Raw genomic sequence first — 22,298 nt, 5'->3', positions numbered from 1 at the left:
CCCTCGCCGAGCCTGTAAATACCTTTTTTAAGAAAAAATGACAGAAAGTGCGAGACGCAAAATTTTTGCGCGAAACCACATATAGGTTTCACTTTTATGACCTGCAAGGCCTAGCCTGACGCCAAAATCCGGATGCGGCGCTATTGCGCGCATGTTCAAGGCCGCTAAGATAGATATGTCCTGCCAGACAAAGCACCCGACTTTAGCCGGAATCCGCTCCTGAATTTCCTTTAAAAATTTGCCGAACACCAAAATGAGGCGACAGATGACCTCCAAACCGTCCCTGCCCACCCGAGAATTCCCGATCAAAGTCATTGATATGCATACCGGCGGCGAGCCGCTTCGGATCATCACATCGGGTTATCCGGCGATTCCGGGCGACGATATTTTGGCCAAGCGCCGATATGCCCGCGACGAACTTGATCATTTGCGGCGGTTTCTGATGTTTGAGCCGCGCGGTCATTACGACATGTATGGAGCCATTCTGGTCGAAACGAGCCTGCCGGATGCCGATCTGGCGGTTCTGTTCATCCATAATGAAGGTTACTCGACCATGTGCGGCCACGCCATCATCGCTCTTGGCCGATATGCCGTTGATCACGGATTGGTCGCGCCTGTCGAACCGATAACGCCGGTTAATATTGAATGTCCCTGCGGGCTGGTACGTGCCGAAGTATCGGTGATCAAAGGGAAAAGTGGTGCCGTCCGTTTCAAATCAGTCCCGTCCTTCATGTTTGCTGCCGATGTTGAACTGGCACTTGTCGACGGTCGGGCATTCAAAACAGACATCGGATATGGCGGTGCATTCTATGCCGTGCTTGATGCAGGACAATTCGGCCTTGCGGTCGGGTCTTCGCCGGTGCGCGATCTGATCGATATTGCGCAGTCCGTATGCAGCGCAGTGAATGCCAGTATCACCCTAAATCATCCCGATCATGATGATCTGGCATTTCTGTATGGAGCCATCCTGACCGATGGCAAAGACACATCCGCCAAAGAGCCAACACGTAATATATGTGTCTTCGCCGACAATCAGGTTGATCGCAGCCCGACCGGATCTGGCGTCAGTGCGCGGCTTGCCATTCAGCATGCCAAAGGATTGATCCCAACAGGTATCACGAGAAGGTTCGAAAGTGTCATCGGGTCAGATTTTGACGGTCGCATTTTTGACACGAGCCATTGCGGGCCCTATCCGGCGATCATTGCCGAAGTATCGGGCAAGGCACACTACAGCGGTGAGGCCGGTTTCTGGCACGACACAGATGATGAAATCGGGCGTGGTTTTACAGTCCGGTAATTTACAAATATCTTGCTGCCGAAAACAAAAAAGGGGCACGGCAAAAGCCGTGCGTCCCTTTATAATCTGATGCAAGAATCTTGCTGTCAGTTCGAAAGGCCTTCGCTGGCACGTGCGCCGCGCAGGCATTCGATCAGGCTGTTCTTCGAGTTTTCGATATGAGCTTCGAGGAGCTCAACCGCGTAGTCGACATCACGCGCCTTACAGGCATCGAGGATATGGTGATGTTCACGTTCGGCCCGGTCGGTTGCCCCAGATAATGCAAGCTGTGCCTGTGTAAAGCGGACCGTATTGTTGCCAATCATGCGTATGATTTCCAGCGTCTTGGGCCGGTTCGACGCACGATAAAGTCGATCATGGAATTCGCGGTTAAGCTCACCCCATTTGGAAATGTCACCTGACCGGAAGGCTTCGTCGTAAACGGCCAGAATATCTTCGACCGATTTGATGTCTTCGGGTGTCAGGCGCGGTACTGCGTGGCGCAGCAATTCGCATTCCAGCATTTTGCGAACGTCAAAAAGCTCTTCGATCTCGTCAAGCGAGAGATGGGCAACAATCGCGCCCTTATGGGGCTGGAATGACACCAGACCTTCGGCGTCCAGACGTTGCAATGCCTCGCGGACCGGAATGCGCGAGACATTATATTCGGTAGCGATCGCATCCTGACGCAACTGGAACCCCGCCGGGAAATCACCCGACAGGATACGGGCACGCAAATCTTCGGTTACCTGATCGGTAATGGTCCGGCGGGTAAAACGCGGTGATGCGGTCATTTTGGCTCTTTTTATCTGTCCTGTGCGGTATCGGGCCCGGCTTCATATCCCCAAACGTCACCGCCCCTTTTTCTAGTCATACCGATGCGTTGGTTTAGGCGCAATACAATTGCAATCATGCCGCTAAGGTATCAGGGGTTTGCCAATAGAAACCGGCCCCAATCAAACGCCTATTTCACGATAAATCCATGCGCATAAGGGTCACGATCATCAATGAAAATCGTGTTGTAGCCGTGCTTGCGCGCCCATCCTTCGATCCCGGGCACCACTGCGTCGTAGTCACCGACTTTGGTCTGCTCGACGACGGAGACACGGAACTGCGACCCGATAATGCTTTCATGAACCAGTTCATGCGCCGGGTCCCACTGTCCCTTGCCGACCAGTTGCGCCAAGCGGGCGGATGAGCCAGTTCCGCAAGGGGATCGATCAATCCCCTTATCCCCATAAAACACCGCATTGCGATGGGTGCTGTCAGGCTGGGTCGGTTTGCCGGTCCACTGAATATGCGACAGGCCCTTGATATCAGGGTGAAGAGGATGAACAAATTCGGCGACTTCGTTCAGGCGTCGACGAAATTTCGGGCTGATACGTTGAAAATCGCCAACCGTGTAGTCGGCCATATCGCGGAAGTTTTCCTGTGGCTCGACAATCGCGTAGAAATTTCCGCCATAGGCGACGTCTACCCTGATCGGGCCAAGATCGGGACAGTCGACCTCGATATCCGTTTTATACAGGAAGGACGGCACATTGGTCAGCTTGACCGATTCCACGTAATCGCCAACCTGTTTATATTCAGCAATCACCAGCCCGGCAGGTGTTTCAAGACGCAGTACGCCGGGGGTCTTCGGCTTTACCAGACCTTCCTCGATCGCCATCGTAACCGTCCCGATCGTGCCGTGACCGCACATCGGCAGGCACCCGGATGTTTCGATAAACAGGATGGCAACATCACAATCGTCGCGCGTCGGTTCATAAAGGATTGAGCCCGACATGATGTCATGGCCACGCGGCTCGAACATCAACCCGGTCCTGATCCAGTCATACTCCTCCAGAAAATGCGCCCGCTTTTCGAGCATGTTTGCACCTTCCAGTCTGGGCCCGCCACCGGCAACCACACGCACCGGATTGCCGCAGGTATGTCCATCAATACAGAAGAAGCTGTGTTTTGCCATTTGCTGTGGCCTTATCCTTGGAAACGATCAATACGATACGGGGTCATGTTAATAGGGGCGGTCGCTTCACTCATCAGGTCGGCGATCAGCCGTCCGGTGGTGGCCGCCATGGTCAGGCCAAGATGGCCGTGACCGAATGCGAAGAAGACATTTTCATGTTTGGGGCTTGCAGAAATCACAGGTTTGGAATCCGGCATTGAGGGACGGAATCCCATCCATTCGGTGCCGCCTTCGGCACTGAGTTTCGGAAGAACTTCCTTGCCTTTGGCAAACAGAGCCTTGGCGCGATCATAATTGGGGGCCGCAACCAGCCCGCCAAGTTCAACAGCACCGCCCACACGAATGCCCATTTCCATCGGGGTCAAAACGAAGCTGTCATCGGCACAGATGACCATGCGCGACAGTTTGACGCCATTATAAGGGACTGTTGTGTTATAGCCGCGCTCGGTATCAAGAGGCACGGATGAGCCAAGTCTCTTGGCCAACGTTTTTGACCATGCACCGCACGAAATGACAATTTTGTCGAAGGTAATCTGATCACCTTGTGCCGTCATCGCAGCACGCGGTTTGCCATCGCGATAGACGAAATCGGTAACTTCGGCATTCTGGAACTTCCCACCGCGTTCCAGAAAGTGCTTGTAAAGGCCGGTAACAATCCTGAACGGATCCAGAACCCGGCCCCAATCCTCCTCCATCACGCCGCAGGCGAAGATCGGAGCCAGATCGGGCTCAATATCCCTGACCTCATCCTTGGTCAGATCACGAATTTTAACCCCGTTACGACGGCGAAGATCAATTCCGTATTCGGCATCCCCGCGTGTTTTCTCGCTGCGATAAACACCCATAGCGCCTTCTTTTTTAAACACCGCATCGGAAAGGCCTGCTTCTACGATCACCGGATCGTAATCTTCCCAGGCGCGGTTGAGGATGGCTGCTAATTCGGTTGCAATCTGCTCCACCCGGCTTTTGGAACTGGCAGCCAGAAAGCGGATCAGCCACGGCATCATTTTAGGCAAATAGGACCAGCGCACCGAAAGCGGCCCCAGCGGATCCATCAGCCAGCCAGGCACATTTGCCCAAACACCCGGCATGGCGATCGGCGCACATTCCGTAACCGCAATTCCGCCAGCGTTGCCAAAAGATGCTCCCATCCCCGGCTCCGCGCGATCAACAATCGTGACGTCATAGCCCTTCTTCAAAAGAGCCAAACCAACATTGACGCCAATGATCCCTGCACCAACGACAACAGCATGCCGGCTTGTCTGCGCGGAGGATTGTAGAGCAGAAGAAGGTTTTGACATATTCTGGAGCCCTGCCTTTTGGTGTGCACTTTTGTCTTTGTTTTTTGTCTGGTGTCAGATGGCAGCAAACTCCCCTGCGAAAATCGCAGGAGAGTTCACAGTTGCCATCAAATCACACGCAGATGCAATCACGCCTTGCGGGTCGGATGCAATGAATGCGTTGATTGCAAACCGAATTAAAGTTTCGGACGTGTGTCGATGGCTTTCTGGATGGTTGCACGGATGCGTTCCATTTCCTCGCCGACCAGCGGCAGACGCGGGGCGCGGACATGGGCCTTGCCAACACCGGTCATTTCCTGTGCCAGTTTGATATACTGAACAAGCTTGGTATGAACATCCATATGCAGAACCGGGGTGAACCAGCGATATATTTCAAGCGCTTCCTTGTACTTTCCTTCGGAAAGCAGCTTCCAAAGTGCGACCGATTCCTGCGGAAAAGCATCGGTGAAACCCGAAATCCAGCCAACAGCCCCCAGAACCTGGGTTTCCATGACAAGATCATCCATGCCGCAGAACAGAACAAAACGATCACCACAGGCATTATAGATATCGGTAATACGACGCGGATCGCCCGAACTTTCCTTGATCGCGACCAGGTTTTTCACATCGGCAAGCTGATTGAACTCTTCCGGCTTGATATCGATGCGATAGGCACCCGGGTTGTTGTAGATCATGATCGGAAGCTTGGTCTTGGCCGCGACCGAACGGAAATGCTCGATATTTTCACGCGGGTCAGCGGTATAGATCATGCCCGGCAGAAGCATCAGACCATCAGCACCAAGTTCTTCGCATTTCTGAACATAACGAATGGCAGCCTGGGTCGAGTTTTCGGCAACACCTGACAGAACTGGAATGCGACCGTTGGTCACTTCGACAGCAAGTTTCAAAACCGCGATTTTTTCCTCTGGCTCGAGGGCTGCGTTCTCGCCGACCGAGCCCAACATGACGAGCCCGTCAACACCGGCCTTGATCAGAGCTTCAATCTGATGGGCCGTCATATCGTAATCGATTGACCCATCTTCATTCATCTGGGTGGCAACGGCGGGGAAGACGCCAGTCCAGTTTACCTGCATGGAAAGTAACCTCCTGATTTGGTCGCGTGCCCACTATCGGGTCAGACCGTTTGATCTTCAAAACCCGCATATTTACAGGCCTCGATTGAATATATGTATATTGTATACAAATTTTAAATCCCGTCAGCAACCAATAATTTGAAACAAAGAAAAAAGTGCCAAACAAACGCGTGATCGAGCGATAGCAGCATCGACCAGCACAAACCGATATGATTTAATTCCTGAATTATATTTCATCCATAACGTGCACTAGGACAATATCATGACGGATATGCGGGCGTTGCTACGGTTTCCCGGTGAAAGAAGGATTGCTGTTGCCAATTGCCCCATTCCCGCCCTGTTGCCCGGCACCATCATGGTCCGCACCGAAATATCCGTCATCAGCAACGGCACCGAAAAGCAGCAGGCAAACGAAACCAGGGCATCCCTTGTACGAAAGGCATGGCAACGACCGGATCTGGTGGCATTGACCATGGAAAAGTTTCGCCGTGACGGGCCACTGGCTACAATCAATGCCGTAAAGGGACGGCTCGGCAGGCCGATGGCGACCGGATATGCCAGTTGCGGGATCGTTGTGGCCATGGCTCAGGATGTCACTGAATTTGATATCGGACAGCGTGTAGCCTGCGCCGGTCTGGGCCACGCGAACCATGCCGAATACAATATTGTCCCGCGCAATCTGGCCTGCCCTGTCCCTGATGCCGTGACCGGCGAAAAAGCCGCCTTTGCCACCCTTTACGCCATAGCCCTGCATGCCAGCCGGCAAAGCGAGCTTGTTATCGGGCATAGGGTTGCCGTGGTTGGATGCGGGCTGATCGGCCAATTGGTGACCCAAACGGCAATTGCGGCTGGCGCAATCGTAACCGTGATAGAACCTGTTCCGGAACGCCGGGAAATGGCGATGACAAGCGGAGCCAGCAACTCATACGCGGAAATCCGGAACGCGCCAGCAGATCAATTTGATGCTGTTTTGATTTGCACCAGCGGCAATGAAACCGGCACCATAATTGAAGCGGCAGCACGACTTTGCCGGGATCGCGGCATCATCGCTTGTGTCGGAGACATCGTCCCAAAGGCGTCCCGGAACATCCTTTATAGCAAGGAAATCACTATACGGCAGGTACGGTCCTACGGCCCGGGCCGATATGACCCGAACTACGAGCAATCAGGACAGGACTATCCGATTGGCCACGTGCGCTGGACCGTGAAACGTAACATGCAAGCGGCCCTCGCCCTTATTGAAAGCGGCAAACTGGACCCGATTCCGCTTGTTTCACAACAGATTGACCTAGAAGATGCCGCCGATTTTCTTGGCTCTCCATCGATGATGGCGACCGTCATCCGGTATCAGAATGTCGACAACTGCCCAACGTCTTGCAAACCGGCACCACAGGTCAAAGTCGCTAGAAACAGTACAATCGGGATCGGATTGATCGGTGCTGGAAATTATACGGCGGGCACCTTGCTGCCACGACTAAGACGACAAGAGGACACCACAATCAAGGCCGTCGTTTCGCAGTACGGCCTTTCGGCCCTTGCGATCACGCGCCAGCTTCCCGATGCGACCGCACTATCGGTTGCCGAAGACATTCTTGCAAATCCGGATATCGACACGGTTTTCATTACTACCCGCCATGACAGCCATGCCGACCTTGCCTGCAAGGCACTGAATGCCGACAAACATGTCTGGCTGGAAAAACCGCTTTGCGTCAGCCAGGAACAGCTTGAAGCCCTAAGGAAAGTTACAAAACAAAATAACCCGCAAATCTTCGTGGTCGGGCACAACAGGCGCTTCGCCCCCATAACGGCAATGCTGAAAAAGCATCTGCCAAAAGGTAAAATACAGTTTCGTTATCAGGTTCGCCCTGCTCCTATCCCGGCAGATCACTGGCTTAACCAACAGGGACAGGGCGGGCGGACAATCGGCGAAATCAGCCATTTTATTGATCTGATTTCAGCCCTTGCCGAAACTGAACTAAGCAGATTGCAGTGCGACTGGATTGACCGCGAGGCCGGAGACAGCATTTGGCATCTGACCTTCACCGATGGATCGCGCGGCGAAGTTTCCTATCTGCGCGCCGCCCGAAAGAACACACCAAAAGAAGTTCTGGAAGTATCTGCACCGGGCTTTGCCGCAGTCATGAATGATTGGCGAAAACTGGTGATAAATGGCACGACAATCCTGCGAAAGCCATTATTCGCCAGTCCGGACAAGGGGCATGACGATGCCATAGCCGCCTTCCTTGATACAATAAAGTCAGGAATACACGATCCGCGTATCCCCGGTATCGACGCAGAAATACATCTGATGGATCAGATCCTTGGCGCCGCCAGCGGCGACGATCAATACGGCCCGGCGTAAAGCACAATAAGCGGCAAGGTAATCACACTGATCAGCGTTGTAATCAGGATCGTGGTTGAAGAACGGTCGATACAGACATTGTAGCTACCAGCAATGATTGCCACATTGGCCCCGGCAGGCAGGGCTGCAATCAGAACCACAATCGTAAGCCACAGCGGCTGCAGATCGAAAACAAAATGCGCAACCAGGAACACCAGAACCGGCTGAACGAACATTTTTGCAACCGTGCACAACATGCTTGCGGACATGTTGCCGCGAACCGACTGCCCATAGAGCCCGGCCCCGACCAGCAACAATGCAATTGTTGGACCCGCCGTCCGGAACCGCTCCAACGTTCCATCAATCATTTCGGGCAACCGAAGATCAATCAGGGACGCCAGCACACCCAGAATAATCGCAACGATAATCGGATTGCGTAGCACCCGAACCACACTGCCAGCGACATTTGGCAACCAATGCCCGCCGCTGGAACGAGAACCTTCAACGATCATCACGGTCAATCCCAGCAAGGTCAGCGGATGGATTGACAGGATAATCAGAAGCGGCACAAGCCCTTCTTCACCGTATACCGCCTGAACCAGCGGAATACCGAGCAACACAATATTGGAGAAAACCCCACCCATTGCGGTGATTGCCGCCTCGTCCGTTCTGGCCTTCAGCCATGCACGCGCAACCATCAACACGAGAACAAAGTTAAGCAGTGCCCCGGCATAATAACTGCCCCATAAACGCAAATCGAAATGTGCGCTGATGTCGGATTGTGACAGGGTTTGAAACAGCATTGCCGGGATAAAGGCGCTCATCGCAAGGCGGGCAAGGAATGGAATGCCCTCGCGGCTGATGACACGAAACCGGGTCAAAAGATAACCGCAGAGGATCGTCAAAAAAACAGGTCCGACTTTTCCAACGATCAGATCAAGCATCTTTTCCCCCAGCCGCCCGGTGACAGCCTCAAACGGTCGCCCCAGTAATCAATAACAGCAGTTCCATGAAAGTACGGGCGAACATCCCGCAAAAAGAAAGGACGGTACCGCACGGTACCGTCCCGATCTTACAAAGCAATTTCGACAATGACCAGCCCGTAAAACTGGCCGATGGCCCCCTGCCTGATCAACCCTGATCCGTCATCACCCGTTTGACTGCATTTTTCCAACCGGTCAAAAGATGATTGCGACGACCTCCTTCAAGTTCCGGTTTGAATTCGGCGTCCATGTGCCAGTTTTCGGCAATATGGCCGAGATCGCGATAGATACCCGCCTGCAAACCGGCAAGATACGCCGCACCAAGGGCGGTCGTTTCCGTCACCACGGGTCGCTGAACCGGAATATCCAGAATGTCGGACAGATATTGGCACAGCCAGTCATTGGCAACCATACCGCCATCAACCCGAACGGCTTTGGGTGATACACCATCTGCCGCCATGGCCTCGAACAGGTCAAACGTCTGATAACAAACGCTTTCAAGTGCCGCACGGACGAATTCGCGCGGACCTGTATCGCGGGTCAGCCCGAAAATGGCACCGCGCGCATCCGGATCCCAATAAGGTGCGCCAAGTCCGGTAAAGGCCGGAACAAGATAAACACCGTGATTGTCATCAAGCGATTTGGCCAATCCTTCGCTTTCGGCGGCCGACTTGATGATACCAAGTCCGTCGCGCAACCACTGCACCGCCGCACCGGCGACAAAGATCGCCCCTTCGATGGCATAGCTGGTTTCGCCATTCAAACGATACCCGACCGTGGTCAGCAAACGGTGCTGTGAGGTTACAGCCTCATCCCCGGTATTGAGGATCACGAAGCAACCGGTGCCATAGGTACTTTTTATATCGCCGGGTTCAAAACAGCATTGACCGAATGCAGCGGCCTGTTGGTCGCCGGCCATACCCAGCACCGGAATTTCGCGACCAAACAGTTCCGCATCGACCATACCGAAATCGGCAGCACAATCCTTGACCTCGGGCAGCATACCCTTGGGCACACGGAAGATTTCGCACAACCGGTCATCCCAAGCATTGTCACGAATGTTGAAAAGATTGGTCCGCGCCGCATTGGTCGCATCGGTCGCATGCGACCTCCCCCCGGTCAAACGCCACAGCAGGAATGAATCGACGGTGCCAAACGCCAGATCGCCCTGTTCGGCGCGGGCCCGCGCACCGGTCACATGGTCGAGTATCCACGCAACCTTCGTCGCCGAAAAATAGGGGTCGATCAAAAGCCCACTTCGGTTATTCACATCCGTTTCAAGTTCTGGATCGCGCCGTTTCAGATCATGGCAAAGTGCGGCGGTACGACGATCCTGCCAAACGATGGCGTTATAGACCGCCTTCCCGGTTTTACGATCCCAGACCACCGTGGTTTCACGCTGGTTGGTGATGCCAATCGCTGCGACATTGGCAATATCGACCCGAGACAGGGCTTCGCGACAAACGGTAACAACTGTTTCCCAAAGGTCTTCGGGATCATGCTCGACCCAGCCACTATTGGGGAAATGTTGCGGGAATTCCTGCTGCGCGACGGCCACTGATCGACCATTGGCATCGAAAACGATGGCGCGCGAACTGGTGGTTCCCTGATCAATCGCCAGAATGTAGCGTGTATCGGTCATTTCTGTTTCCTCCCAAGCCGACAGTTGGTCTGTCGTACCCTCGCAGCCCTTTGCGGCACCTGATTGTCACCACGCATTCGGCTGGTTCAACTGATTTTGTGTTTCTATTTAGAAAAAAATCGCGCCAAAAACAATTCGTTTTCGAAAATTTGATCAGATTCTTTGTCAACCTCTATATCCCGTTTGGCAACAGGTTCGCCAAAATGATATAGAAGACAACACCTTACCGCACACCAACCCGGTTTGAGCATTCATCAGGAAAAACGCCGCAATGATCATCGATCTGGTCTATGGCACCCGCCCCAACCTGATCAAGGCTGCGGCACTTTATCTGGCATGGCAGGAAAAGCGTGATGATCTGCCCTTTATCCTTCGCCTGATCGATACCGGCCAACATTGGGATCTGGCCCTTTCTGAAGGCCTGCGTCATTCGCTTGGTTTACCTGCCCCTGAAATCCGGTTTGGAATCGGGCAACCAGGAAATAACAGGCACACGCTTATTCAGAATGCAGATGATGCCTACTGGAGGATGCTCGCTCAATCACCGGCTCAGGCGACGATTGTCATCGGCGATGTTAACGGATCTTTGGGTGTCGCGCACGCAGCCAAAAGGAATTCCGTTTACCTGATCCATCTTGAAGCCGGATTGCGCGGCGGTTTTGATGCTGTTGCCGAGGAAGCCAACCGAACGGAAATTGACAGCCTGTGCGATATGCACTGGGCCCCGGATGAAGCCGCAGTCAACAACCTCCATAACGAAGGCATCAATGCAAAAGGCATTCACAATGTCGGTAATATCGTAATTGATGCGATGCTTCGCTTTGGCGAATCAACAACAGCGATCCTGTCTTCATCGACGCAAACCGGCTCGGTTTTGCTGACGCTGCATCGGGCGGAAAATATCGATAATCTTGTTCGCATGTCTTCGATAATCGACGCAATTATCGACCTTGCCCGCGAAACCCCAATTATCTGGCCACTTCACCCGCGTGCACAAGGCGCCCTTGCACAAAGCGGCCTTTGGCGTCGCATCCGCAATGCCGAAAACATCAAGATCGTAGCGCCGATGCTCTATCCCGATTTTCTGGCGGTTCTTGTTGCCGCGCGCTATGTGATAACGGATTCCGGCGGGATGATTGATGAATGCGCGTGGCTCGGCAAGGCGGGATGCATTCTGCGACCAACCACCGAACGCGCGAGCGCACTTGACGCGTCAGCGCTGGAACTTTGCGAACCGGCAGATCTGATCCAAACCACCACCAACCTTACCGCCAGAATAGCACCACCAGTTCCTTTCCGGCCTGCCGGTTGGGATGGCAAGGCAGCCATCCGAATGCTTGATACGCTGATTGCCCTTGCCCGGTAAAGTTTTCCGATAAATCGCGGCACGGGATTTGCAAACTGCGATCCCATGATTTCTTTTTACCGGCATTATTTTCCCATGGAGGATCGGGATGGCAATATATGACACCCTGATGAGCATCAGCAACATCGCATCCAGTGCGAAAAGCACCTATGCGGCGGCAAAAACCATTGCCTCGAACAGTCAGCCCCTGCCCGAAGAGAACAAGGAAAAAAATGCCGATATCGCCTATATCAAGGAACACGGCTTTACGACCTATGTGAAGGAAATTGAAGAGCGCAAGATCGAAGAGATGCGTCGCAAGATCCTGCAATCAATGGGCCTTGATGAGGAAAGCCTGGCAAAGATGAATGCAACCGACCGTCAGGCAATCGAAAAATCCATTTCGGACGCGATCGAACAGAAGCTGAATGGCGCGACGCTTGCCAACAAGCAAAATGACGGTGATGAAACCCCGTCAGAACGGCGTGATCGCATGCAGGCAGAAATCGCATTCAACCCGCGCATGTTTGACGTTTTCACCGCTCTTCAATCGGAATTGTCAGATGGCTCGGTCCAGTCGATCACACCCGATGACAAGAAAAAGCACGATAGCGCAGCATAACATTGCGATTTCATGCAACAACAAAAGGCGCTGTCGAAGTGACAGCGCCTTTCTCGTTTCGGAAATCCGAAAATGCCTTAATCGTCGATGCCTGCCATGCAGACATATTTGACTTCAAGGTAATCCTCGGCCCCGTATTTCGAGCCTTCGCGGCCGATACCAGATTGCTTGTAACCGCCAAACGGAGCTACTTCCGTCGCAATCACACCGGCATTGACGCCGACCAGACCGGTTTCAAGGCCTTCGGCAAGTTTCCAGATACGGCTGATATCACGCGAATAGAAGTACGATGCCAGGCCGAACTCGGAATCGTTGGCCATTTCCAGCACTTCATCATCGCTGTGGAAACGGATCAGCGGTGCCATCGGACCGAAAGTTTCCTCGCGGAAGACCAGCATGTCGCGGTTGGCATCGGCAATCACGGTAGGTTCGAAGAAACTGCCGCCCTTTGCGTGGCGCTTGCCACCGGTCAAAACCCGACCGCCCTTGGAAAGCGCATCGGCAATCTGGTTTTCGACTTTCTCGACAGCCTTTTCCGTAATCAGCGGACCAAGAACAACGCCTTCTTCGGTGCCATCGCCCACTTTCATTGCCGATGCCTTGGCAGCGTATTTTTCGGCAAATTCGTCATAGACGGCGTCATGAACAAAGATACGGTTGGCACAAACACAGGTCTGGCCGCTATTGCGGTATTTCGAGGCAATCGCCCCTTCGACCGCAGCATCGATATCGGCATCTTCACAGACAATGAACGGAGCATTACCACCAAGCTCAAGACTGATTTTCTTGACAGTGTCGGCGCACTGACGCATCAGCAAACGGCCAACAGCGGTCGAACCGGTAAACGTCAGTTTACGAACAATCGGGTTTTCGGTCATTTCCGCACCGATGGTCTTCGCGTCCCCGGTGACAATCGACAAAAGCCCCTTGGGCAAACCGGCGCGTTCGGCAAGAACCGCCATCGCAAGTGCAGAATACGGTGTTTCCATCGCCGGTTTGACAACCATCGCACAGCCCACGGCCAATGCCGGTGCGGCCTTGCGGGTGATCATCGCGGTAGGGAAGTTCCAAGGCGTGATCGCGGCACAAACCCCAACCGGTTCTTTCAGAACAACAACCCGCCGCCCTGGTGCGAAGGTCGGAATGACGTCACCATAGATACGTTTACCTTCTTCGGCGAACCATTGCAGGAAGGACGAGGCATAGGCAATTTCTCCGCGCGATTCCGCAAGCGGCTTGCCCTGTTCGGCCGTCATCAGGCGCGCTAGGTCTTCCTGATTTTCCATCATCAGGTCGTACCATTTCATCAGAATGGCCGACCGTTCCTTGGCCGTGCGTTTCTTCCACTGCTTTTGCGCCTTTTCGGCAACCTCAATCGCGTGAGCAACGGCATCACGGCCCAGCACCGGCACTATGCCAAGCACTTCGCCCGTCGCGGGATTGGTAACCTGTTCAGTTTTGCCGTCTGGGGCGTCGACCCATTCACCGCCGATATAGGCCTGCTGGGTAAACAAGGACGGGTCTTTTAGAGAAACCATGGGAATGCCTCCGGAATTTTGCTTTGGGATCGAAGCATGAAAGTCATGACCATCATCTAGTTCGATCCGTGGTGGTTGCCACATCTTCGCAAGGAAAAAGCCCATTTGGCAATCACAAACACCTTGCGTACAACGCTTTGCAACAAGATTGCGTCTGGCTTCTGATGCGGCACGGTTTTTCGCAGAACCGATCGGCAAAGGGTCGTTTTCCCAATCCGCCCCACTCGGGCGAGGCAAGTTGCGCGTGATTTAAGGCCGCAATCTTATGCCTTGGGGGAACAGATGGCCGCATTCATTTTTTTCGGTTTCAAACGATTCTGGGCGTTTTCCCGAAGCAAACCGGTTCAACCCAGCTATTCCCCCGGAAACAAAACAAATCCGTCAGCCACAAAGAATCCAGATATTACAAACCATTACAACCCTACATTCTTATTTCGTTATCGAAAATTAAAATTCTTCATAATTTTCGCTTGCAATTATTTTTGGTGGTTCGTAACGTTTTTGAAAGAACAGAATGACAGTTGAGAACATCTGTCACAAATCAGAGCAATCAGGGAGGAAGCGGTTGCTCAATTCAGAAACATACGACATTGCCATCATTGGCGGTGGCATCAATGGCGCAGGCATTGCGCGTGATGCGTCCGGCCGTGGCCTCAAGGTCTTTCTTTGCGAAAAGAACGACCTTGCAAGTGCGACTTCATCGGCCAGCACAAAGCTGATCCATGGCGGGTTGCGTTATCTTGAGCATTACGAATTCCGTCTTGTGCGGGAGGCCCTGATTGAGCGCGAAGTACTTTTGAACGCCGCCCCGCACATTATCTGGCCTCTTCGTTTCGTTCTGCCCCATGTCAAAGGATTGCGTCCGGCTTGGATGATCCGGCTGGGCCTATTCCTGTATGACCATCTTGGTGGCCGCGAAAAACTTCCCGGTTCGGAAGGTATCCGCCTGAAGCAGCATGTCGCCGGTGCGCCGCTGATTGCCGACATGGAAAAGGCATTCGTCTATTCCGATTGTTGGGTGCAGGATGCCCGTCTTGTCGTCCTTAACGCGATGGATGCACGTAATCGCGGTGCAGACATCCGGGTCGGAACCGAATGTGTTGCCGCCAGACGAGAGGGCGATCTGTGGTCTGTCACCGTTCGGGACAATACCGGCGAACACACAGTCAAAGCTAGGTCGCTGGTCAATGCCGCCGGTCCATGGTGTGCGGAAATCCTTGAAAAACGTGTCGAAGCCAAAAAGAAGCAGGGCATTCGCATGGTTCAGGGCAGCCACATCGTGGTGCCAAAGCTGTTTGACCATGATTACTGCTATATTTTCCAGAATCCGGATGGCCGTATCGTTTTTGCCATCCCCTACGAACAGGATTTCACCCTGATTGGCACCACGGACCGCGATTATAAAGGCGATCCGTCAAAGGTTGCGATCAGCGCAGATGAAATCAGCTATCTGTGCGAACTCGCCAATACCTATTTCACGCAGAAAATCTCGCCGATCGATGTCGTCTGGTCCTATTCCGGCGTTCGTCCGCTTTATGGTGACGGCTCCGAAGATGCATCCCAGGTCACGCGCGACTATGTTCTTGAAATTGATAATGGCGACAAGGGTGCGCCGCTTCTGAACATTTATGGCGGCAAAATCACCACCTATCGCAAGCTAGCCGAATCAGCGATGAGCAAACTTTCCCCCTATCTCGGGATTGCAGATGATCGCTGGACTGATAGCGTCGCCCTTCCGGGCGGCGACATGCCAAATGGCGATTTCGAAAGCTATCTTGCTGCAACGCAAAAGAAATTTCCTTGGATTCCGGCGGCTCAACTCTACCGCTACGTGCGAAACTACGGCACACTGACCCACACCATCATTGGCGATGCATCCGACCTTTCCGGGCTGGGCACGCATCTTGGCGATGATATTTACGAATGCGAACTGCGTTATCTGGCGGATCAGGAATGGGCACGCACTCCCGATGACGTATTGTGGCGCCGATCCAAACTCGGCCTGCATCTGTCAAAGGATGCCCAGACCGCCATTGCGCAATGGTTTGCAACTGAAACCAAATCGAATGACGCCGTGAAAACGGGCGAAGGAACAAATGTGAAATGACCCTTACGCTTGAAAACATAACCAAGACCGTGGGAGGAGAAACCCACATCGACGACGTGTCGATGTCTCTGGAGCCGGGATCATTTAACGTCCTTCTCGGGCGGACCCTGGCGGGCAAGACGACGCTGATGCGCATTATGGCAGGTCTTGAACCACCAACCAGCGGGCGCATTCTGGTCAATGGCAACGATGTCACCGGCATGCCCGTTCAGAAACGCAACGTTGCGATGGTCTATCAGCAGTTCATCAATTATCCGTCGATGAGAGTCTATGACAATATCGCGTCCCCCCTGAAATTGCAGGGCGTTGATGCTGCTGAAATTGAACGCCGTGTGAAATCCACCGCCGAACTGATGCATATCGAACATCTGCTTGATCGTCTGCCGCAGGAACTTTCGGGCGGTCAGCAGCAGCGTACTGCAATGGCGCGCGCCATGGTCAAGGATTGCACCCTGCTTCTGCTCGACGAACCACTGGTCAACCTTGATTACAAACTGCGCGAAGAACTGCGCGAGGAAATCCCGAACCTTCTGGCTGAACGCGACACGATTGTCGTTTATGCCACCACCGAGCCGATGGAAGCCCTTTTGCTGGGTGGTAAATGTGCGGTGATGCATGAAGGCCGCGTCACCCAATTCGGCCCGACCACGCAGGTTTATCACAATCCGGCCTTTGTCGAGACCGGCCTGATCTTTTCCGATCCGCCGATCAATCTGGTCAAGGCCGACGTCCGTGATGGTGCCCTCTATCTGGCAAGCGGCCATCAGGTCCCGCTCGCCGGTCATCTTTCGGCCCTTACCGATGGACAATACACCATCGGAGTTCGCGCCAATCACCTGTCGGTCGATCAGACCAGTGCCGAATGCGTGGCGATGCAGGGCCAGGTTGAACTGGCTGAAATCACCGGTTCGGAAACCTTTGTCCATGTTCATTTCAACGACGTTTCCTGGGTGATTCAGGAAGAAGGTGTGCACAACCCGCGGCTTGGCGAGGCGGCCACCTTCTATGTCGACCCCAAACGTCTGTTTGCCTATGACGCCAATGATCGCCTTGTGGCGGCACCGCCTGTTGAAATTCAAAATGGCAAGGCCGCCTGAGGTTGGAGAACTAAAATGGCACGTATCGATCTTAAAAGCCTTGCGCATTCATACTTCCCCGAACCGAAAGGGGACGAGGATTACGCCCTTCGCCGCATGGAACATGTCTGGGAAGATGGCGGGGCTTATGCCCTTCTTGGCCCGTCGGGCTGCGGCAAGACGACTTTGCTTAACATCATTTCCGGCCTTCTGACCCCGTCCGAGGGACAGGTCCTGTTTGATGGCAAGGACGTCACCAAACTGGCCCCCGAAGAACGCAATATCGCGCAGGTTTTCCAATTCCCGGTCATTTACGACACCATGACCGTTTACGAAAACCTTGCCTTTCCGCTGCGTAACCGCGGTGTTGATCCCAAACGGGTTGATGAACGGGTGCGAGAAATTGCCGGAATGCTCGACCTGACCGGCAAGCTGAAGCAAAAGGCGCGTGGTCTGGGTGCAGATGAAAAGCAGACGATCTCGCTTGGCCGCGGGTTGGTTCGCGACGATGTTTCGGCCATCCTGTTTGACGAACCGCTGACCGTGATCGACCCGCATCTGAAATGGGTCCTGCGCCGCAAGCTCAAGGAAATTCACAACAAACTGCGCCCGACCATGGTCTATGTGACCCATGACCAGGTCGAAGCCCTGACATTTGCCGATAAGGTCGTTGTCATGTATGGCGGCAAGGTCGTGCAGCTTGGTACCCCGCAGGAACTGTTTGAAAATCCGGCCCATACCTTTGTCGGCTACTTCATCGGAAGCCCGGGCATGAATATCATGCCGTGTAATATCGATGCCGGTGCGGCCTGGATTGATGGCAAACGCATCGCCCTTTCGGATCGCCACATGGAAGCCGTTTCCAAGGCATCCGGGCAAATTGAACTTGGCATCCGCCCCGAATTCCTGCGCATCGAAACCGACAGCGGTTCCGAAGGCGATAACGGGATCGAAGTCAATATCGTCAAGGTCGAAGACCTTGGCCAATACAAGATCGCAACCACCCGGTTCGGCTCGTCCGAAATGAAGGTCAAAGTCAGCGAAGATCAGCAGATCACCGGCCAAAGCGGCATCCTCCGGTTTGCACCGGAATGGACCAAGCTTTACGCCGACAGCCAGCTGGTCGCATGAGGGGGATGGGGAAATGAACAAGATTACCAACAATAAGGCATGGTTCCTCGTCCTGCCGGTCTTCTTTATCGTCGCAATCAGCGCAATTATCCCGCTGATGACGGTTGTGAACTATTCGGTTCAGGATATTTTCGATCCGCAAACTCGTTTCTTTGTCGGGGCGGACTGGTTCCGTCAGGTCCTTGAAGACAGCCGCCTGCATGATGCCCTGATCCGTCAGATCATTTATACCGGCAGCGTGCTGTTCATTGAAATTCCGCTGGGCATCGGCATAGCTTTAACGCTGCCACGCAAAGGCTGGGGCGTTTCGGCCTGCATGGTTCTTCTGGCTTTGCCGTTGCTTATTCCATGGAACGTGGTCGGCACCATCTGGCAGATTTTTGGTCGTGCCGATATCGGTCTTGGCGGTTATGCCCTCAACATGATTGGCATGGACTATAATTACAGCCAGAACCCGATGGATGCCTGGGTGACCGTTCTTGTCATGGATGTGTGGCACTGGACCAGCCTGATTGTCCTTCTGTGCTATGCCGGTCTTCGTTCGATCCCGGATGCCTATTATCAGGCTGCCAAGATCGATGGTGCATCGAACTGGGCCGTTTTCCGGTTTATCCAGCTTCCGAAAATGCAGTCGGTTCTCGTGATCGGTGTTCTGCTGCGCTTTATGGACAGCTTCATGATCTATACCGAGCCTTTCGTGCTTACGGGCGGCGGGCCAGGTACGGCTACCACATTCCTCAGCCAGTTTTTGGTCACGATTGCTGTGGGTCAGTTCGACCTTGGTCCGGCTGCGGCATTCTCGCTGATCTACTTCCTGATCATTCTGCTGGTTTGCTGGGTTTTCTATACCGTCGTGATGAACGCCGGAAAGCGGGAGGAACAATAAAATGCGGTTCCAGAAACGTCATATCGCACTTCTTCTTTATATCGTGTTCCTGTTGCTGCCGATCTATTGGCTGTTCAACATGTCGATCAAGACCAATTCGGAAATCCTGGGCGCAATGACCCTGTTCCCGGAAAATCCGACGCTGGCGAACTATGCGACCATCCTGACCGATCCGGCATGGTATTCAGGCTATATCAACTCGATGATCTATGTCGGGATCAACGTTGTGATCTCGCTTCTGGTTGCCCTGCCCGCGGCATATGCTTTTTCCCGCTATAACTTCACCGGTGACAAGCATCTGTTCTTCTGGCTTCTGACCAACCGCATGGCACCGCCTGCCGTGTTCCTGCTGCCGTTTTTCCAGCTTTATTCAAGTGTCGGCCTGTTCGATACCCATATCGCTGTGGCGCTTGCACATTGCCTGTTCAACGTGCCGCTGGCGGTCTGGATCCTCGAAGGTTTCATGTCGGGTATTCCAAAGGAAATCGACGAAACAGCTTATATCGACGGTTATTCCTTCCCGCGCTTCTTCACCACGATATTCATTCCGCTGATCCGTTCGGGCATCGGTGTGACGGCCTTCTTCTGCTTTATGTTCAGTTGGGTTGAACTGTTGCTGGCACGCACACTGACGTCGGTCGATGCCAAACCGATCGTGGCCACCATGACCCGTACCGTTTCGGCATCGGGGCTTGATTGGGGTGTTCTGGCGGCTGCGGGTGTTCTGACAATCGTGCCTGGCGCGTTGGTGATCTGGTTCGTTCGCAACTACATCGCCAAGGGCTTCGCGATGGGTCGCGTGTAATCGGAAAACAGGAAGGAATAAAACAATGACTTGGATGGCCTGGACCCCGATTACCGCCGTGTTCTTTTCTTGCATCATCCTGATGCTGATCGGAATGGGAATATGGCAGGCAGTCTCGCCGACTGTTCCACGCCGGGGCTTTTTACCCCTGACGACAACCCGCGGGGATCGCCTTTTCATCGGTTTGCTTGGTGCGGCCTATATCCATCTTGGTTTTATGGCATTTAGCGATGCCGCCATCTGGATCGCATCAATCGTTGCCCTTTTCTGGCTCATCATCGTGATGCGCTGGGGCTGAATAATCCGGAACGGTACCGTGTCCTGCAACGGTGCCGTTCCTGTCGTCATTCACCACGACGGGTACTGTCTTCCCCCATCGCTGGTGAACCGGATTTTTCCGGAAGTGCAATGGAAGACAACCAGGGAGGAACGACATGATCGTCAAAGCCAAAGGCTCCTCTGCCATTATTAAAGGCAGTGCAGTTGCGGTCGCACTCGGTCTTGCAGTCTTTGCCAATCCGGCAGCAGCAGACCAGTACACCGACGCGGCAAAAAAATGGATCGATAGCGAATTCCAGCCGTCGAGCCTTGATAAAGATGCCCAGATGGCCGAACTCGAATGGTTCATCAAGGCAGCCGAGCCGTTCCGCGGCATGGAAATCAACGTGGTGTCCGAAACCATCACCACGCACGAATATGAATCAAAGGTTCTGGCCAAAGCCTTCTCGGAAATCACCGGGATCAAGCTGACCCATGACCTGATCGGTGAAGGCGACGTGATCGAAAAACTGCAGACCCAAATGCAGTCCGGTCGTAATATTTATGACGCCTACATCAATGACTCCGACCTGATCGGCACGCATTCGCGTTACGATGCGGTCGTTCCGCTGACCGACTTCATGGCCGGCGAAGGCAAGGACGTTACCTCGCCGACACTCGACCTTGAAGACTTCATCGGCCTGTCCTTCACCACCGGTCCGGATGGCAAACTTTATCAGCTTCCCGACCAGCAGTTCGCGAACCTTTACTGGTTCCGTTATGACTGGTTCCAGCGTGAAGACCTGCAGAAGCAGTTCAAGGACAAATACGGCTATGATCTGGGTGTTCCGGTCAACTGGTCGGCATACGAAGACATCGCCGAATTCTTCACCAATGACGTGAAAGAAATCGACGGTAAAAAAGTCTATGGTCACATGGACTACGGCAAAAAAGACCCATCCCTAGGTTGGCGCTTCACTGACGCGTGGCTTTCGATGGCTGGCGCTGGTGACAAGGGCATCCCGAACGGTCTTCCGGTTGATGAATGGGGTATTCGCGTTGAAGGCTGCGCACCTGCAGGTTCCAGCGTGACCCGTGGTGGTGCGGCAAACGGCCCGGCCGCTGTTTACGCCCTGACCAAATACATCGACTGGCTCAAAGCCTATGCCCCGCCAGAAGCAGCCGGCATGACCTTTGGCGAAGCCGGCCCGGTTCCGGCACAGGGCCAGATCGCCCAGCAGATCTTCTGGTACACCGCCTTCACCGCCGACATGGCGAAAAAAGGCACCCCGGTTGTGAACGAAGATGGCACGCCGAAATGGCGTATGGCACCTTCGCCGCACGGCCCGTACTGGGAAGAAGGCATGAAGCTTGGCTATCAGGACGTGGGCTCCTGGACTCTCATGAAGTCCACCCCGCCGGAACGCCGTCAGGCAGCATGGCTGTACGCACAGTTCGTGACCTCGAAAACAACCTCGCTGAAAAAGACCCTGACCGGCCTGACCCCGATCCGTCAGTCTGACCTGGATACCCAGGCCATGAGTGACATCGCACCGAACTGGGGCGGTCTGGTTGAATTCTATCGTTCCCCGGCCCGCGTCCAGTGGTCTCCGACCGGTACCAACGTTCCGGATTACCCGAAACTGGCTCAGCTCTGGTGGCAGAACGTTGCCGAAGCTGTAACCGGCGAACGGACCCCGCAGGAAGCCATGGATAACCTTGCAACGGCAATGGACCGCGTTCTGGAACGTCTTGAACGCGCAGGCATCGGTGGCGAATGCGCACCGAAACTGAACGAGGAACAGGATGCACAGTACTGGTTCGACCAGCCCGGTGCTCCGAAGCCGAAGCTTGATAACGAAAAACCGCAGGGTGAGACCGTCAAATACGACGATCTGATCGCGGAATGGAGTGCGGCCCAGAAATAATCTTGGCCACACAACTGGGG

Annotated in this window: 18 protein-coding genes; 11 read left to right on the top strand and 7 right to left on the bottom strand. The window is 53.9% G+C overall.

Going from position 1 to position 22,298, the window contains the following annotated elements; translation table 11 throughout:
- Window positions 1–265: 265 nt before the first annotated feature.
- On the top strand, window positions 266–1,297 hold the full coding sequence (locus TH5_RS16915) for a proline racemase family protein (protein WP_114122833.1): 1,032 nt from the start codon (window positions 266–268) through the stop codon (window positions 1,295–1,297).
- A gap of 86 nt (window positions 1,298–1,383) precedes the next feature.
- Here the strand turns inward: TH5_RS16915 and TH5_RS16910 are convergent, their stop codons facing one another.
- The 4 genes from TH5_RS16910 to TH5_RS16895 form a co-directional block, all read right to left on the bottom strand.
- A complete protein-coding gene (locus TH5_RS16910; RefSeq protein WP_114122824.1) occupies window positions 1,384–2,070 on the bottom strand; it encodes a GntR family transcriptional regulator in 687 nt (228 codons plus the stop codon).
- Window positions 2,071–2,240: 170 nt separating this feature from the next.
- Window positions 2,241–3,242, bottom strand: a complete 1,002-nt coding sequence (locus TH5_RS16905; protein WP_114122823.1) for a 4-hydroxyproline epimerase — start codon at window positions 3,240–3,242, stop codon at window positions 2,241–2,243.
- An 11-nt stretch (window positions 3,243–3,253) separates the two neighbouring features.
- Window positions 3,254–4,543, bottom strand: a complete 1,290-nt coding sequence (locus TH5_RS16900) for an NAD(P)/FAD-dependent oxidoreductase (RefSeq protein ID WP_114122822.1) — start codon at window positions 4,541–4,543, stop codon at window positions 3,254–3,256.
- Between the two features lie 176 nt (window positions 4,544–4,719).
- Window positions 4,720–5,616 carry a dihydrodipicolinate synthase family protein gene (locus TH5_RS16895; RefSeq protein ID WP_114122821.1) on the bottom strand — a complete coding sequence of 299 codons (897 nt, stop codon included), beginning with the start codon at window positions 5,614–5,616 and terminating at the stop codon, window positions 4,720–4,722.
- Between the two features lie 262 nt (window positions 5,617–5,878).
- On the opposite strand from TH5_RS16895, the gene TH5_RS16890 reads away from it, so the two are divergent.
- A complete protein-coding gene (locus TH5_RS16890) occupies window positions 5,879–7,978 on the top strand; it encodes a bi-domain-containing oxidoreductase (protein WP_114122820.1) in 2,100 nt (699 codons plus the stop codon).
- On the opposite strand, the gene TH5_RS16885 is transcribed toward TH5_RS16890, so the two are convergent.
- Window positions 7,960–8,901 (bottom strand): AEC family transporter, encoded by a 942-nt coding sequence (locus TH5_RS16885; protein WP_114122819.1) that lies wholly within the window; start codon window positions 8,899–8,901, stop codon window positions 7,960–7,962. The genes TH5_RS16890 and TH5_RS16885 overlap by 19 nt on opposite strands.
- A gap of 187 nt (window positions 8,902–9,088) precedes the next feature.
- Window positions 9,089–10,582 (bottom strand): glycerol kinase GlpK, encoded by a 1,494-nt coding sequence (gene glpK, locus TH5_RS16880; RefSeq protein ID WP_114122818.1) that lies wholly within the window; start codon window positions 10,580–10,582, stop codon window positions 9,089–9,091.
- 271 nt (window positions 10,583–10,853) lie between these two features.
- Between glpK and TH5_RS16875 the strand changes: the two genes are divergently transcribed.
- Together TH5_RS16875 and TH5_RS16870 are read left to right on the top strand one after the other, a co-directional pair.
- Window positions 10,854–11,948, top strand: a complete 1,095-nt coding sequence (locus TH5_RS16875; RefSeq protein WP_114122817.1) for a UDP-N-acetyl glucosamine 2-epimerase — start codon at window positions 10,854–10,856, stop codon at window positions 11,946–11,948.
- An 88-nt stretch (window positions 11,949–12,036) separates the two neighbouring features.
- Complete coding sequence (locus TH5_RS16870) at window positions 12,037–12,549, top strand: hypothetical protein (protein WP_114122816.1); 513 nt, start codon at window positions 12,037–12,039, stop codon at window positions 12,547–12,549.
- Between the two features lie 77 nt (window positions 12,550–12,626).
- Here TH5_RS16870 and TH5_RS16865 read toward each other — a convergent pair whose 3' ends face one another.
- Window positions 12,627–14,087: an NAD-dependent succinate-semialdehyde dehydrogenase gene (locus tag TH5_RS16865; protein ID WP_114122832.1), complete on the bottom strand. Its 1,461-nt coding sequence runs from the start codon at window positions 14,085–14,087 to the stop codon at window positions 12,627–12,629.
- 565 nt (window positions 14,088–14,652) lie between these two features.
- Here TH5_RS16865 and glpD point away from each other — a divergent pair.
- From glpD to TH5_RS16830, 7 genes are all read left to right on the top strand, one after another.
- Window positions 14,653–16,194, top strand: coding sequence for a glycerol-3-phosphate dehydrogenase (glpD, locus tag TH5_RS16860; RefSeq protein ID WP_114122815.1), 1,542 nt, complete (start codon window positions 14,653–14,655; stop codon window positions 16,192–16,194).
- Complete coding sequence (locus tag TH5_RS16855; RefSeq protein ID WP_114122814.1) at window positions 16,191–17,291, top strand: ABC transporter ATP-binding protein; 1,101 nt, start codon at window positions 16,191–16,193, stop codon at window positions 17,289–17,291. Before glpD ends, TH5_RS16855 begins: the two co-directional genes overlap by 4 nt.
- A gap of 15 nt (window positions 17,292–17,306) precedes the next feature.
- Window positions 17,307–18,401, top strand: coding sequence for an ABC transporter ATP-binding protein (locus TH5_RS16850; protein ID WP_062950867.1), 1,095 nt, complete (start codon window positions 17,307–17,309; stop codon window positions 18,399–18,401).
- A 13-nt stretch (window positions 18,402–18,414) separates the two neighbouring features.
- Complete coding sequence (locus TH5_RS16845; RefSeq protein WP_062950865.1) at window positions 18,415–19,287, top strand: carbohydrate ABC transporter permease; 873 nt, start codon at window positions 18,415–18,417, stop codon at window positions 19,285–19,287.
- Window position 19,288: 1 nt separating this feature from the next.
- A complete protein-coding gene (locus tag TH5_RS16840) occupies window positions 19,289–20,092 on the top strand; it encodes a carbohydrate ABC transporter permease (protein ID WP_062950863.1) in 804 nt (267 codons plus the stop codon).
- Window positions 20,093–20,117: 25 nt separating this feature from the next.
- Window positions 20,118–20,390 (top strand): DUF2160 domain-containing protein, encoded by a 273-nt coding sequence (locus TH5_RS16835; RefSeq protein ID WP_062950857.1) that lies wholly within the window; start codon window positions 20,118–20,120, stop codon window positions 20,388–20,390.
- Between the two features lie 136 nt (window positions 20,391–20,526).
- Window positions 20,527–22,278: an ABC transporter substrate-binding protein gene (locus TH5_RS16830; protein ID WP_097053690.1), complete on the top strand. Its 1,752-nt coding sequence runs from the start codon at window positions 20,527–20,529 to the stop codon at window positions 22,276–22,278.
- The last annotated feature ends 20 nt before the right edge of the window (window positions 22,279–22,298 follow it).

Origin of the sequence: Thalassospira xianhensis MCCC 1A02616 (assembly GCF_003326475.1) — a bacterium.
In the GTDB taxonomy this organism is placed as follows: domain Bacteria; phylum Pseudomonadota; class Alphaproteobacteria; order Rhodospirillales; family Thalassospiraceae; genus Thalassospira; species Thalassospira xianhensis.
The sequence above is the reverse complement of the archived record's forward strand: the minus strand, read 5'-3'. Positions and strand labels throughout refer to the sequence as shown.